Raw genomic sequence first — 14,555 nt, 5'->3', positions numbered from 1 at the left:
GCGGTATCTTACCGCCTAGAAGGCGGCGTTACGTGAGTCTCAAAGTAATAGAAATTGCTCTGTCCGTCTTGGTGAATTTCATACCAATAGATTCCCCGCATCTACCTTTTGAGATAGAAAATAATAAGATTTCCTGAAAATAAAGACAAAGAACTATAATTAAGCCTTATAATTTAGTTCTAATAACAGAATAAAATTATTTTTTATTAAATTTTCACACTTCGTTAACATTTGCAGGGAAAATTTAGATACTCTCCTAATTCAATACAGACTGGAGGAGTCATGATTCTGTGCGTAAAGCTAGGCATCAGTTCGACTTCAAACCAGATAACAGGGTGGATTTTTACAAAAAACTTTAATTCAGGTCTTTGCAGCAAGGTTCTCATAAAACACACGAGCTGCCGAGAAAGAGGCTGCACCTTTCTTTAATGCTGCAAGCCATAAGCGAACCTAAAGGTAAACTAACCATGCAAAAAAATGATTCCCCAATGTATCTGCCAACCTTAGATCAAGTTATAGATCGCTTTCCGTTAGCGGTTGCGCCGAATACACCATTAATAGAAGTGGTTACACTCATGGGCCAGATTCACAGCAGTTGCCCCGTAGGTCAAGATATTCCTTCTTTACCTCTTAATCCTCAAACAACAGGGGTATCCCGATCTCTCGCCGCACCCATAATTGGAGAATCTAGAGCGGGCTGCGTTTTTATCATAGAAGACTCCTCGCCAGAATTTTCTAAACCTTCAATTTTAAAAGGGATTTTCACTGAACGGGATCTTGTCCAACGGATTGCTTCTGGCCAGAAATTAAGAGGAACTACGGTTGCCGAAGTCATGAGTCAGCCAGTTATCACTCTTGTAGAATCTAAGGATCGGGATGTTTTCACAGCATTAATATTGCTGCGCCAACATCAAATTCGTCACTTGCCAATATTAAATCTTAAAGGTGAACTCGTAGGAGTTGTCACGCCAGAAAGCATTCGCAAAGCGATGTTGCAACCAGCAAATATTCTAAAGATGCGAAGTGTTGAAGAAGTGATGGCGCTGGATGTAATTCAAGCTTCTCCTACTGCTTCAGTGCTGAGTTTAGCTCAGTTGATGGCGGAAAACCGGGTGAGCTGTATCGTAATTGCAAAAGAGATGGAAAGTGAGGAAAAAGCTGCTGAATTGCCGAATCTCAAGCGAAGCATCTACCCTTTTCCCGTCAAAACTAACCCCCCTATTCCAATTGGAATGGTGACAGAACGAGATATCGTGCAGTTTCAGGCCCTAGAGCTAGATTTGTCTCAGGTAGAGGCTCAGACGGTGATGAGTACGCCGCTATTTTCTCTCAGACCAGAAGATTCGCTTTGGGTGGCTCATCAAGAAATGCAGCAGCGTTATGTGCGGCGATTAGTAGTAGCAGGAACTCAAGGAGAACTGTTAGGAATTATCACTCAGACTAATTTGCTGCGCGTCCTCGATCCGATGGAAATGTCGGGCATTATTGATGCCTTGCATTTGGCAGTGGAACAACGGACTAGCGAACTAAAAAGTGCGATCGCTTCCTTAAGTTTGGCTAACGCACAGCTAGAAAGCGAAATGACTACTCGCGAACGGGCAGAACAGCGCCTCCGGCTTCTAGAATCTTGCGTAGTCAGTGCTAATGATGCGATTGTAATTATGGATGGGGGATTTTCCGATGCTTCAGATCCGACTATAGTTTATGTCAACGAAGCTTTTACTCAGATGACGGGTTATCGCCCTGAAGAAATTGTGGGTAAAACGCCTAATTGTTTACGAGGGCCAGCTAGCGATCTTGCCCAAATCGCTAAAATTCGCAGAGCGTTTTTGCGGCGAGAAGCATTACGAATTGAATTGATAAATTATCGCAAAGATGGTTCGATTTATTGGGTAGAGCTTAATAGCGTACCCGTAACTAATGAGCAGGGAATTTTAACTCATTGGGTCTCTGTACAGCGGGATGTTACAGATCGCAAACAGATGGAACAGGCACTTTTTGAGGAAAAAGAACTTGCTCAGGTGACGCTGCAATCGATTGGGGATGGTGTAATTACAACTGATGCCGCAGGTCGCATTTCTTCTCTTAACCCAGTTGCCGAAAAACTTACAGGTTGGTCAACGGCTGAAGCTAAAGGTTTACTGCTAGCTAAGGTGCTGAGGATTGTGAATGAAACCACTCGTGCACCGATGGAAAATATCACTCAGATAGCATTGCTTGAGGATCGGATTGTTGACCAGACAAACAATGGTATTTTGATTGCTAGATCTGGCCGCGAGTTTGCGATCGATCATTCCATTGCCCCGATTCATACCAGCGATGGTCAAATTATTGGGGCAGTAGTTGTTTTTCGAGATGTTACTCAGGTTCGCACTCAGGCCCGCCAACTATCTTGGCAAGCAACTCATGATGCTCTGACGGGTTTAGTGAATCGTCGTGAATTTGAGTATCAGTTGGAACAGGCTATTTTAGGAGCCCAAAATCTGAATGAAGAGCATATTTTGCTCTATTTGGATCTCGATCGCTTTAAAATTGTTAATGATACTTGCGGTCATATTGCTGGCGATGAACTGCTGCGGCAAGTGAGCGATCTTTTTAAGAGTAAGATTCGTAAAACTGATACTCTTGCTCGCCTCGGTGGGGATGAATTTGCTGTGCTGCTCTATCATTGTCCTTTAGAACAAGGATTGAATGCTGCGGAGTCTTTGTTACGCTCTATTCAGAGTTTCCGGTTTGGGTGGCAAGACAAAACTTTTTTAATTGGTGTCAGTATTGGCATGGTGGAAATTAATGTGGATGCAACATCGAGTTCTTGTGTTTTGAGTGCGGCGGATGTTGCTTGCTATGCAGCTAAAGATAAAGGCCGCAACCGCATTCAGGTTTACCAAATTGGCGATCTCGAATTGGCCAAACAGCGAGGGGAAACTCAGTGGGCTGTCCGAATTAATCAAGCTTTAGAAGAGAATTGGTTTAGCATTTATTGTCAGCCGATTGTTCCTTTAATTAATACCAAAGGTAGTCCAGAACACTGTGAAATTCTTCTCCGTCTTCGAGATGAGAAAGGTCAAATTGTATCACCTATGGCTTTTATTCCTGCGGCTGAACGCTATAATTTGATGCACTCGATTGACCGTTGGGTAATCCGTACTTTGTTTGGTTATTTGCAAAATGCTCCTAGTTTTGTGATGCACAAACAAGAAAATTTAAAATCTAATCTCCCTTTTTCTACTCTTGGTAAGGGGGGTCGCCAAAATGTTAATTCGCTGTATTCTGTTAATTTGTCGGGGGCTAGTATTAATGACGATCAGTTTATTGATTTCTTGCACGAGCAGTTTACTATATACAAGATACCACCAGAGGCAATTTGTTGGGAAATTACTGAAACTCTAGCTATTGCTAATTTAAGTAAGGCGGCGAATTTTATTAGAAGACTTAAGGAGTTGGGCTGCTGGTTTGCTCTAGATGATTTTGGTAGTGGGATGTCTTCTTTTGCTTATCTGAAAAGTTTGCCTGTTGATTTCGTTAAGATTGATGGCAATTTTGTGAAAAATATTGTGGATAATCCGATTGATTTAGCAATGGTGGAGGCTATTAATCGCATTGGTCATGTGATGGGGATTCAAACTATTGCTGAATATGTGGAAAATGAAGCTGTTCTGGAAAAGCTGAAAGAACTTGGGGTAGATTATGCCCAGGGGTATTATTTGGGAAAGCCTCAGCCTTTTCATTTAATAGTTTCGGGGGGTGAGGAGGAAGTTTTGGGGGAGTTTCCAACCAAATCTCTGACTTTTGAAGAGAAGTTGGCTTGTTAGTAAGTAGGTATTGCTGAAATTATGTAACTTTGCCTCATTATTTCGCAATACAAGATGCTGCTAAAACCACTAAACTCTCGTTTTGAAAAACAGCACAGCGTTCCATATACTGTGTTAAAATTGGAGTTTTCCCCTGCTTAAGGGAATTAACAACTTCTGGAGTTGCATCAAAGTTTTCCAACCAATCATACTTCTCCACATAATCAAGAGTCAAAGCATTTTTCTCCAACATCCAAAAATCAATCCCGTACTGATTAATGAAGTTTTTTACTACTGCAATATCAGGACTATACTGAGCGCGAATCAGCCTAAGAGCCTTCTCTCGAAATTGGCGATAAAAGCCTACTTGATAGGGTATCCCATATTCCCTGCCAACTAAAATAGACCTTTGGGAAAAAGTCGGTAAAAAATTCGCTTCTTCAGATAGAGATGCAATTAAAGTATCTTTAGGTTGCTGCTGAAAAAACTCATACAAAGCTGGCATTCTCCCAGTTTTATAACCGACTCTAGGGAAATTTGGAACAAAGCAAGGATAGAGGAGAACTAAAATAGCAATTACCCCTGTGATGCCTAATGCAATTTGAGTTTTGATTTTGCTTTTCCCCTTAATAATTGGGGATAAAGAGGGTGAATCTTGAATTAAAAGTTTTGCCTCTGTTCCTGATGCCCATTGTAACGCCGCATCTATGATTAAAGTTAGTACAATCGCTGTCATAAAAACAATTATTATGCGAAAACTGTAGGAGGTATATCTATTAGGAACATACAGCTTAAATAACACAGCATGAGCTAGAAAAAACATTGTCAGTGATGCTAATAATAGCTGAAGTAAAAGCCAGATACTGCTTTTAATCTGTTTTACCAAAGGAAATGTAGAGGCAAATGGCAGCAGGAATGGAAACAGAAGCCCCGCACAGTGAGTTACAGGCGTAAATAATGACTTAGAAAACATCCCAGTACCTTTACCTGTAAACCAAAAACTTTTAGGATGAAGTTCAAAAAATGGGATGCGTCCCCCTGGTAAAAACTCCCGCGATTGCCTCGCTTCTGCCACTGTAATTGTGGGGCCAAATTTAGAAGAATTTAAGGCAAAAGGTAACATTACTAAAAAGGAAATTCCCAAGCCTGTGCCGCAAAATAGGTAATTATTGCGATCCGTTGATAGCCGCAAACTGCCATCTTGCCAGTGGAACAATCTTAGAATTAAAATGCCACAGGCAATGAATACATATTGAGGATAAAATAGTCCTATTAGGGCAATTGTTGCCAAACACGGTAACAGTGAAACGCGCAGCAAATAATATAAAAATCCCAGAAATATTGGATAGAGAAAAGCTCTAGGTGTCGCTGAAGCCAAATCATCTGTAATCCACATACTTTGATTCAATACCGAGGCAGCAATAAATCCAGCCATTGGCACTGGCAACATTTCTAGACAGATGCTAAAACAGTAGTAGGTAGAAATTAATCCTAATATCATCGGTAAGATTTTATGAAATAAAAGGGGATTAATCCCTGCCATCGCGGCTACCTTATAAACTATTTTGTAGCCTGCGGGGGCAACAGCTTGAAAATAATCGGCAATTAGATCGTTGGGAAATAAACTCGGATCGATAAATCGCATGATCCAGAATACGTGCTGTCTCGCATCATCCTGCACAACGTACTCGCTACCAAAGGCTTCTTTGAAGCCCATAAGGCCATAAAGTGCAGCAAATGTGAGGCTTAAACTTAACCAAAATATCACTCGCGATCGCGATGTTTTTTCAAGTGGGGCAGTCAAGAATTTTTGTAAGCTTGTGATTAACATTGTTAGTTGTTAGTTTTTAGTTGTTAGTTGTGTAAATTTAAGCAGTAATTTTTTCAATACATTTAGCTTTAAGTAGTATTAAATCTTTAGCTGTTAAAACAATACAACGATTTGTTACTTTTGACAAGGCGGGTATAGTTCCTTTTTCCAGACTTGCTTTAACCTCAGCCGCCGCCCCTGGGTTTAACTGTCTGATGCGATGATTTTTATTGACATACTCAAGAGTCAAGGCTTCCGAGTCTAAGAGCCAGAAATCTATGCCATACTTTTGAATAAAGCTTTGCACTTCGGTTAAATTAGGGCTGTATTGAGCTTTAATTAAATCATTAGCACGCTGATTTATTTCCGCATAGTATAGCTTGTGGTAAGGTAAAGCATATTCTGAGCCTACTAAAATTGAGCGTTTAGCAAAAGCTGGCAGATTGTTAGCTTCTATAGCTAAAGATGCTGTGAGCGTATCTTTAGGTTGCTTGCTCAAAAAATTATACAGGCTTGGGACTTGACCAATTATATAATTAGTTACTGGAAAGCTATTAGTTAAACTAGGATAAATTAAGACTAAAGGTAAAACAAAAAGTGCAAGAAATGGAAGTTTAATTTTGTGGAAAATCGCATCTATAATGATGGCAATCGCGATCCCACCTGCTAGAGCCATCAACATTCTTAAACTATGCTGTGTATATCGGCTAGGATGATGCAGTTTGAACGCTAAAGCGTGAGCAGCAAAAAATACTCCTGTTGAGGCAAGTGCTAATTCTGGCAATATTATCATGCGGCTAGTGATTTTTTTTGCCAATGGAAAGTCAGAAGAAAATTTTAATATTATTGGCAATAATAATCCTGCCCAAACTTGGGGGGGGAGTAGCAACTTAGATAGCCATTCGCGGGGGAAAAAGCCGGAACGATCGCCTGTTATCCAAAAATCCCAAGGGTTATTAGTAAAAAAAGATGCTCTCCCTCCTGGCCAAAATTCAGGTAGCTTTCTTGCTTCTGCTGCTGTTATTACTGAACCAAATTGTGAGGAATTTAAAGCGTAAGGTAACAGCACTGCTGCGGCAATTCCCAAAGTTGTAAGGAGAAATTTATAATTAATTTTGTTGACAGGAAAGCGAATAAAATGTAAAATTAAGACGGCAGCACATATTAGTACACCTTGAGGATAGAAAACTCCTAAAAGTGCGATAGAAACTCCGACACCTAACAAATTAGGTCGCAGTAAATAGTATAAAAATGCCATAAATAGAGGATAAAAAAATGCTCTCGGTGTCGCCGAAACCAAATCATCTTTCAACCACAAATTTTGATTAAGCAGCAGCGTTGCTAGGAAACCCGCAGCGGGAACTGGCAATATCTGCAAACAAACCCCAAAACAGTAGGTGGTAGTTATCAATCCTAACATGGTCGGTAACAATTTATTAAAAATAATAGGATTGATGCCAAGTTTTGCCATTAAATGATAAAGTGCAGTGTATCCACTGGGGGCAAGTGATTGAAAATAATTGGCAATGATATCATTAGGAAATAACTCTAGATCGAGAAATCTGAGCATCCAGACAACGTGCGATCGCGCATCGTCTTGCACCACATATTCACTGCTAAAAGCTGGTAGAAGTCCCAAAAATCCGCAAATCGTAGCCACAATCAAGCTGAGGCTGAACCAAAATTTTACTGGAGAATTGCTGATAATTGGCAGCATTAAAATATTATCCTCACTCGCTTTCTTCTCATCCACGATCAAAAATCAAAAATTCGCATAACCCTATAAAATGTAACCGATGTTGTCCGAAATGAAAAGGTAATTATGCAAGAAAATCTAGTTGATGAGTTTTATCCAAGTTCCGAGAGCTCAGAAGCCATCTCTCCAGTTTTCTCTCTTATCCTCCCAGTTTACAATGAAGAAAGCGGTGTAGAAGCTACCCTCAATCACTTACAGGCAACTCTACAATCCTCTAGCTGCAAGTACGAAATTTTGGTTGTTAACGATGGTTCCACAGATGGAACTCGCGATGTTTTACAATCTCGGACAGATATTAAGCTAATAGAACACAATCGAAATCGAGGCTATGGTGCGGCACTTAAAACGGGAATTAGATATGCAAAATATCCCTTAATTGTGATTACTGATGCTGACGGAACTTACCCGAATGAACGAATACCAGAATTAGTAATGCTGGCAATGCAAGCTGATATGGTTGTTGGTTCTAGAACAGGTGAAAATGTCCGTTATTCAAACCTTCGCAAAATTCCCAAGTGGTTTTTAGTACGTTTTGCTGAATGGATTACAGATTGCAATATTCCTGATTTGAATAGTGGTTTGCGTGTATTTCGTAAGAGTGTAGCAGAAAGATTTTTGACGATTTTACCTGACACATTTAGTTTTACTACCACGATTACAGTAGCCATGTTGACGAATAATTATATCGTTCGCTATGTGCCAATAGACTATCATTATCGTGTTGGGAAAAGCAAGATTAAGCCGATCCGAGATACTATCCGTTTTATGCACTTAATTTTGAGAACAGGGGTTTATTTTGCACCGTTAAGGGTGTTTATGCCTGTAGCTTTTGTATTTTTTGTTGGTTTCTTGATTACGCTGTATCAAGATGTTTTTGTCCGCCGTGACTTGACTGAAGCGACGCTGATTCTTTTGGTGGCGGCTACTCAGTTGGGGATGTTTGCACTGCTGGCAGATTTAATAGATAAAAGGTGCGATCGCTTGTAAAATAAAAAACAATTTTCCTACAAACTTAAGCGCCAGAGATTTCCATTAGGGTAAACAGAGTCTAATTTGTAGTTCTCATCTTTTTCAAGATTTAATTGGAATTTCTTAGAAGGGTAAAATAAAAAGATATCAGTGAAACCATCAGGAATTTTGGGGAAATTGTCACCGGGAACAACCTGTAGTTTTACTTTATTTTCTAGTAAATAGCTGAGAGAAGTTAGCCTGATTGCATTGCTGCTGACGATTAGCGGTTGTGTAGCTTGATTGATAATCTTAGCTACTTGGGGATTATAATAGCTGCTGTACTTGTTCCACCAAGTCTCGGATTGACTGCTAATTGCACAGGATAATACTGCGCCAGAAATCAAAATAATAGTAATTATTTGCCACATTTTTTGTTGGTTAATATTTTTACTGGTAATTTTATTAGCTAGTAAGTAAGCAACAGCTAACTGTATACCTAAGTAACAAGGTATTAAGTATCGAGCAATACTAGATCGTTGTCCGCCAGAAATCAAATCTTTAAAAACTAATGGCGTTGCTGTAGACAATATTAAAATTAATATAAATAACCAAATCTCTTCAGGAGTATTCTTACATAAAAATTTTAGCGAATATCCTACTAAAATTAGTGTCGGGACGATCGTATATAGCCAGAGGTTGTCTGTTCCAAATTGAAGGTTATCTTTGCCAGAAAGCACATCAAATAAACGCTCTTTAGTGCCAATTTGAACGTCAAATAAAATAGAGGTAATGTTAATTGATAACCTAGTTAATAAGGTTAGAATATTAATCTTATTGGCTACCCATCCTAGCTCGGAGAAGTTGTTGATAATACACACTATCCAGGGAATAAAAGCTATTATTCCTGATAATGTTGCTATTAAATAACCAGTTATTTTCTGTAATGAAAAACAATTTTTGGTTTTTAAGTGCATTATTTCAGTTGCCAATAAATAAATCCCATGTCCCATTATTACCAGTATAAAAAGTAGCTGGGAATAAAGACCTAATGCTATAGTAACGGCGTATATTCCCCAGGATACTATCCGCTGTCCTTGGAACAAATAGGATGGTGTTTCTAGTCTTATTACCCGTAAAAATACACAGCTAGATAGTAAAATCATTACTGTAAATAAACTATAAGGTCGCGCTTCTTGGGCGTACAATACTTGAAAGGGTGATACTGCCATCAATCCTACTGCAATTAATCCTACTATTGGCAGCTTAAATAATTCCCAGCATAACCAATAAATGCAAGGAAATACTAATAAACTAATCACTGCTGAAAAACTTCTTATTACTGTTATTGAATCACCAAATAACTGCACCCAAAAATGTGCTAGGGCATAATAAAGTGGCGGCTGTTCAGGATTTCCTACTGCTAAAGCTTTTACTGTCTCAGCAACGCCTCGATCGGGGTTTAGGCGCTGATATTTCTGTAAAGTTTTGATATCTATTATCGGGCCAGAAACTTGCTCTGTAAATTCTTCCTTCGTGTATCCAGCTAGTCGCAATGAGGTAATTGTCTCATCGTACCAGTAAACTTTGTTGTCAAGATTAACAAATCGAAAAAATATTCCCAATATTAATAAAACAATTATTAAAGGTTGCAGCCATGTCAAATGATATTTGTGATGAATCATGGTAATTTTTAATCAGTTAAGTTAATATTTAATAATACATTCTGCTTGCAGTAGAATTAAATTATCATTGTCGAAAATATTACAGCTATTCATAACGTTTGATAACGTCGGAAGTGTCCCCTCTTTTAGATGTGCTAACACTTCATCGCGGATTGGCTGATACTGTTTTAACCAGCGATCTTTTGCCACATACTCTACAGTCAAAGCTTTTTTATCTAGAAGCCAAAAATCTACTCCGTAATTATTAATGAACTCTTTAACTTCGCTAATATTAGCACTGTATTGTGCCTCAATCATGTTAACAGTTCTCTGCCGAATTTCATTATAATATGTAGGGTGATAAGGCAAAGCATACCCCTCACCACCGGCCAGAATTGAACGTTTAGCAAAACTGGGTAAATTATTCGCTTCTTCGGCCAAGGAAGCGATGATGATGTCTTTTGGTTGTTGCTCAAAAAACTTGTATAATGATGGAAATCCACCTGCGATATAACGGGTATTTGGAAATGGATAATTTCTGAATTGCAAAATATGAGGATAACCCAAAATTGCGACTGCTAAAAATATGCACAATACTAAAGGCAAAAACTTTAACTTGTATTTTTTATGTTCACTTTTAACTTTTACCCAGTCAAAAACTGCATCTATAATTACTGTTATAGCAATTCCAGCCATGATAGATATTAGTATCCGGGAAGTGTGCTCTGTATATCGGTTAGGAAGGTGAAGTTTAAAGACGAAAATATGAGCAATGAAGAACATTGTTAAGGATGCTATAGCAATTTGAGGTAAAAGTATGATTTCTTTTGTTACTAATTTTATCAAAGGAAAACGAGAGGAAAATCGCCATAAAATCGGCAATGACAAGCCTGCAAAAATTTGAGGGGGGATGGGAAGAGGAAAGAATTTGCGTGTTAAAACACACCACTCTGAGGGGATCATACCGCTACGCTTACCGCATAGCCAAAAGTTAGAAAAATTATCAGAAAAAAAGCTTGACCAACCTTTAGGTAAAAAGGCTGGTAATGTCTTAGCTTCAGTAGCAGATATCACTTTACCAAATTCTGAGGATTTGAAGGCATAGCTTAATAAGATCGCAGTTGCTATTCCTAAACCTGAGAAGAGTAACAAGTAGTCTTTTCGCTCGCTGGATAGATAAAACTGCTTATCTTTATAACCTAATAAACGTACAGTTAATATGCCAACTGCAACTAACATACATTGTGGATAAAACAATCCTAAAAGTGCAATGGAACTTCCTACACCGAATAAAGAATGCCGCAATAAATAATATAAAAAAGCAATAAATAATGGATAGACAAAAGCTACGGGTGTAGCCGAGATTATATCATCTTGCAGCCAAATACTTTGATTTAAAAGTAGGCTTGCCATAAACCCAGTGAAAGGTACTGGCAATATTTTTATGCACAGAAAAAAACAGTAAGTATTAGCAATCAAAGCTAATGCGATTGGCAGTATTTTATGCAGTAAAAATGGCTCAATTCCTAAAGCAGCAATTACTTGATAAACTGCTTTATATCCTAGTGGGGCTACTGATTGAAAATAATCGGCAGTTAAGTCATTAGGAAATAACCCCGGATCGATAAATCGCTGCATCCAAAAGACGTGCTGTCTTGCGTCATCTTGCACTACATATTCACTGCCAAAAGCCTGTTGTAATCCGGGTATACTATAAATAACTGCAAAAGTCAAGCTTAAGCTCAACCAAAATATCAGATTTGAGCGAGATTTGCCGCTTGTATAAATTAAAAATTGGTGAATTTTTGTCATAACAACTATTGGTTATTAGTTTCTTGCATATCTTGAATACTAGCAAGATATTGTCCTAAAAATGGTAAACCTCCTATCGCTGGGAAAAGATAGCGGGAAGTACAAAGTAATCCCAAAGCTGCGGCTGTGGGCGCGGCGAAATAAGGGCTATAAAAGGCGATCAAGGCAGCATCGCGAGTGCCAACTCCGGCAAAGGTTAGTGGTAGCAAACCTGCTAGAATTGCTAAGGGAGATAATGCTAAATTTGCCAAAAATGGTGTCCAGGCATTGAGCGCTAGAATAAAAAACCAAATTTGCAACAAGTGACCAAACCAAATAACAATAGAAGTAGCTGTAATTTTCAATAGTTGCCTTCGATCTTGCCAGAAAAACTGCTGCATTTCCCGCCAAGATAACTGAAATTTTTCTATTTTAGAACGGAATTTTTTAGGTGAAATTTTGCGTGCTATTCTAAAAAATATTTGGGCAAATTTGCGAGAACCCAGTAGCATGACACCTGTAATCAGGCCAAAGGCTACAACAGCAGTCATTACCCAAAACAACCAATCTTTCTGGGGATAAAGTATCAAGCCAAATACACACCACAATAGTAAAGAAAGCATATCGCAAGCTTTCTCAAATACCACCAACGACAGCGACAGCGAACCATCTAAATGTCCCCGCTGTTTCATAAAATAAGCCTTGGCAATATCCCCCATTTTTGAGGGGAGTACCATATTTAAAACGCTGGCGGCGAGGATGAGACGATTTGCTTCGCCAAACCCCAATCTGCCCCCCGCAGGCATTAGTTGTTGCAGCCGCCAAGCTGTTAGCATTGTTAGTGGTATAACCATGCTAAGGCTGATCGCCATCCACCAGCGATCGCAGTTTTGGAAGACTTGTATTAGTCCGGCAAAATCGATTTTCCAGTAGATGACTGCTAGAATTAGTAGGCTGACAATCAGCGAAATTAGTCGTTTCATCAGTATTGATCCGGGCGATTAGAAATCGCGGCTATACAAACAAAGTCCGCCGACGCGGACTATAAGAAAAAGGGGTAATAAACCCGGATTTAGTATTATGTCATCATACCATTTGATTTGATTTAATTTCACTGGCTTTGCAAACGGGGGAGTACGGTGCGAGTAAAGTTATCGCCTCCAGTTTCGAGATTAGCTGGAACGCCGTTTGGATATTGTTGCGCGATCGCACTTTGTATGACTTGAATCCGGTTCCCAGGATTAGGATGAGAGCTCAAAAATTCCGGCTGTCTTCCCCCACCGCTGGCGGTTTCGAGTATCTGCATCACCTCCGCCAAAGCCTTTGGATTGTAACCAGCTTCACTCATAAAGCGCACGCCGAGGCGATCAGCTTCCAACTCGTCCTGACGGCCGTATTGCAGGCTGACCAATTGGTTGACAGCTTGTGCGAGCACAGCCGCCTGCTGACCATTGCCGCGATCGTCACTCGCCGCCACTCCCACCGCCGTTACCAGTGCGGCCCCAAGCTGTTGCTTGGCCAAGTGTTCAGCCCCGTGACGACCCACAACGTGCCCCGATTCATGCCCCAACACGCCCGCCAGTTGCGCTTCGGATTTTAGCCGCCTCAGCAAGCCAACCGTCACGAAAACCTGCCCCCCCGGTAACGCAAAGGCATTCACCGTTTGAGGATCGCGCAATAGGTGAAACTCGAAAGGATAACCCGTCTTGGATGCCGCCGACTGCTCTACAACGCGCATTCCGACGCGATCGATATAATCTTGCAGCACCTTATCCTGGTCAAGACCGCCAAATTTAGCGGCTATTTGCGATCGCGATCGCAATCCTAACACTACTTCTTGACGCGGTGACAATTGCACCCGCTGCTTTTCCCCCGTCACGGGGTTTTCCACAGTCGTAGTCAAGTAACTAATAAACCCGAAAAAGGCGATTAAAAGCCCAATAGCAAAACGAAATAGATGTCTGTTCACCGCTTTTCTCCTCATTTATTGGTCAGTAAAATATCATGTACCTTTTGGCTCTCACGTATTTGTAGTGATAAAGTAGGCTTATAGTTTAGCCATATCAAGGTTTTCAGGCGACCTTCGACCGTTGAAATGTATCAAACACTACTTTTTACACCTAGCATCCGGGAGAACCCAGCAGTGAGAATATCAGCAACAACCTGGGAAGAAATAGAATCGCGGAGGTTGCTAGTTCCAGAGAATTAAAAGAGGATTGAATCGTAAAATTAATGCCCTATACCTTTAAAATGATAGAACCATCTGAGTTAAACTTAACTATATCCTGTTCAAAAATCCTCCACAAATCCTCACTTCTCCATCCCCTCGCCAGATTTGTCACCGAAGAAACCGTTACCATTCTATTTAACATTTCCCCAGACGACATCTACCGAATCGAATGCTACCGTCATGTAGTCTACATCCACGCCAAAGGCATTAGCCGCTTCGTCAATTATGCAGATTTTCCCCCATTATTAGAAGTAGAATTACCAAATCCCGCCGATTTCTCAATGTGGCACAAACGCTGGAAAAGTGCAATCGCCCCTCAATTCTGGACAACATTCTACACCCACCAACTTACTAACACCTATTCCATCGATCGCCTCTACGAATGGGGCCTCTTTATCGGCAAAATTAAATCAGAATTTTCACCCGAAGCATTGCAACAACTCAGAGACACCTACGCACTACAAAAATATTGGCGAGAAAACTTTTCCGTATCCCTGTAAAATTGAATCAACCTCATTAGTCCGCGCAGGCGGACTTTGTTCGTGTAGCCGCGATTTCAATCGCC

Annotated in this window: 9 protein-coding genes; 3 read left to right on the top strand and 6 right to left on the bottom strand. The window is 40.1% G+C overall.

Going from position 1 to position 14,555, the window contains the following annotated elements; genetic code table 11:
- Positions 1 to 467: 467 nt before the first annotated feature.
- Positions 468 to 3,812, top strand: a complete 3,345-nt coding sequence (locus tag PY364_RS02200; RefSeq protein WP_275520104.1) for an EAL domain-containing protein — start codon at positions 468 to 470, stop codon at positions 3,810 to 3,812.
- A 37-nt stretch (positions 3,813 to 3,849) separates the two neighbouring features.
- Here PY364_RS02200 and PY364_RS02195 read toward each other — a convergent pair whose 3' ends face one another.
- Positions 3,850 to 5,622, bottom strand: a complete 1,773-nt coding sequence (locus PY364_RS02195) for a hypothetical protein (RefSeq protein WP_275520102.1) — start codon at positions 5,620 to 5,622, stop codon at positions 3,850 to 3,852.
- 37 nt (positions 5,623 to 5,659) lie between these two features.
- Positions 5,660 to 7,318 carry a hypothetical protein gene (locus PY364_RS02190; protein WP_275520106.1) on the bottom strand — a complete coding sequence of 553 codons (1,659 nt, stop codon included), beginning with the start codon at positions 7,316 to 7,318 and terminating at the stop codon, positions 5,660 to 5,662.
- Between the two features lie 105 nt (positions 7,319 to 7,423).
- Between PY364_RS02190 and PY364_RS02185 the strand changes: the two genes are divergently transcribed.
- Positions 7,424 to 8,344, top strand: coding sequence for a glycosyltransferase family 2 protein (locus PY364_RS02185; protein ID WP_275520099.1), 921 nt, complete (start codon positions 7,424 to 7,426; stop codon positions 8,342 to 8,344).
- A 17-nt stretch (positions 8,345 to 8,361) separates the two neighbouring features.
- Here the strand turns inward: PY364_RS02185 and PY364_RS02180 are convergent, their stop codons facing one another.
- From PY364_RS02180 to PY364_RS02165, 4 genes are all read right to left on the bottom strand, one after another.
- Positions 8,362 to 9,990 carry a glycosyltransferase family 39 protein gene (locus tag PY364_RS02180; RefSeq protein WP_275520096.1) on the bottom strand — a complete coding sequence of 543 codons (1,629 nt, stop codon included), beginning with the start codon at positions 9,988 to 9,990 and terminating at the stop codon, positions 8,362 to 8,364.
- Between the two features lie 21 nt (positions 9,991 to 10,011).
- Complete coding sequence (locus PY364_RS02175; RefSeq protein WP_275520093.1) at positions 10,012 to 11,781, bottom strand: hypothetical protein; 1,770 nt, start codon at positions 11,779 to 11,781, stop codon at positions 10,012 to 10,014.
- A 5-nt stretch (positions 11,782 to 11,786) separates the two neighbouring features.
- Entirely contained in the window at positions 11,787 to 12,743 is a 957-nt protein-coding gene (locus tag PY364_RS02170; protein WP_275520091.1) for a lysylphosphatidylglycerol synthase transmembrane domain-containing protein, read from the bottom strand.
- A gap of 128 nt (positions 12,744 to 12,871) precedes the next feature.
- Positions 12,872 to 13,729, bottom strand: coding sequence for a M48 family metalloprotease (locus PY364_RS02165; protein ID WP_275520089.1), 858 nt, complete (start codon positions 13,727 to 13,729; stop codon positions 12,872 to 12,874).
- 263 nt (positions 13,730 to 13,992) lie between these two features.
- Here PY364_RS02165 and PY364_RS02160 point away from each other — a divergent pair, with 263 nt between their 5' ends.
- The gene (locus PY364_RS02160; protein ID WP_275520087.1) at positions 13,993 to 14,490 is read left to right on the top strand and encodes a hypothetical protein; all 498 of its coding nucleotides are present in this window, start codon (positions 13,993 to 13,995) and stop codon (positions 14,488 to 14,490) included.
- Positions 14,491 to 14,555: the final 65 nt, after the last annotated feature.

It is taken from the genome of Kamptonema sp. UHCC 0994, from assembly GCF_029167235.1.
Taxonomy (GTDB): domain Bacteria; phylum Cyanobacteriota; class Cyanobacteriia; order Cyanobacteriales; family Microcoleaceae; genus Kamptonema.
This window is presented reverse-complemented; position numbering and strand designations above follow the sequence as displayed.

Coding starts and splice junctions, on each gene's coding strand:
- PY364_RS02200 (WP_275520104.1), top strand. CDS start 468: ATGCAAAAAAATGATTCCCCAATGTATCTGCCAACCTTAGATCAAGTT.
- PY364_RS02175 (WP_275520093.1), bottom strand. CDS start 11,781: ATGACAAAAATTCACCAATTTTTAATTTATACAAGCGGCAAATCTCGC.
- PY364_RS02170 (WP_275520091.1), bottom strand. CDS start 12,743: ATGAAACGACTAATTTCGCTGATTGTCAGCCTACTAATTCTAGCAGTC.
- PY364_RS02195 (WP_275520102.1), bottom strand. CDS start 5,622: ATGTTAATCACAAGCTTACAAAAATTCTTGACTGCCCCACTTGAAAAA.
- PY364_RS02185 (WP_275520099.1), top strand. CDS start 7,424: ATGCAAGAAAATCTAGTTGATGAGTTTTATCCAAGTTCCGAGAGCTCA.
- PY364_RS02180 (WP_275520096.1), bottom strand. CDS start 9,990: ATGATTCATCACAAATATCATTTGACATGGCTGCAACCTTTAATAATT.
- PY364_RS02190 (WP_275520106.1), bottom strand. CDS start 7,318: ATGCTGCCAATTATCAGCAATTCTCCAGTAAAATTTTGGTTCAGCCTC.
- PY364_RS02160 (WP_275520087.1), top strand. CDS start 13,993: ATGCCCTATACCTTTAAAATGATAGAACCATCTGAGTTAAACTTAACT.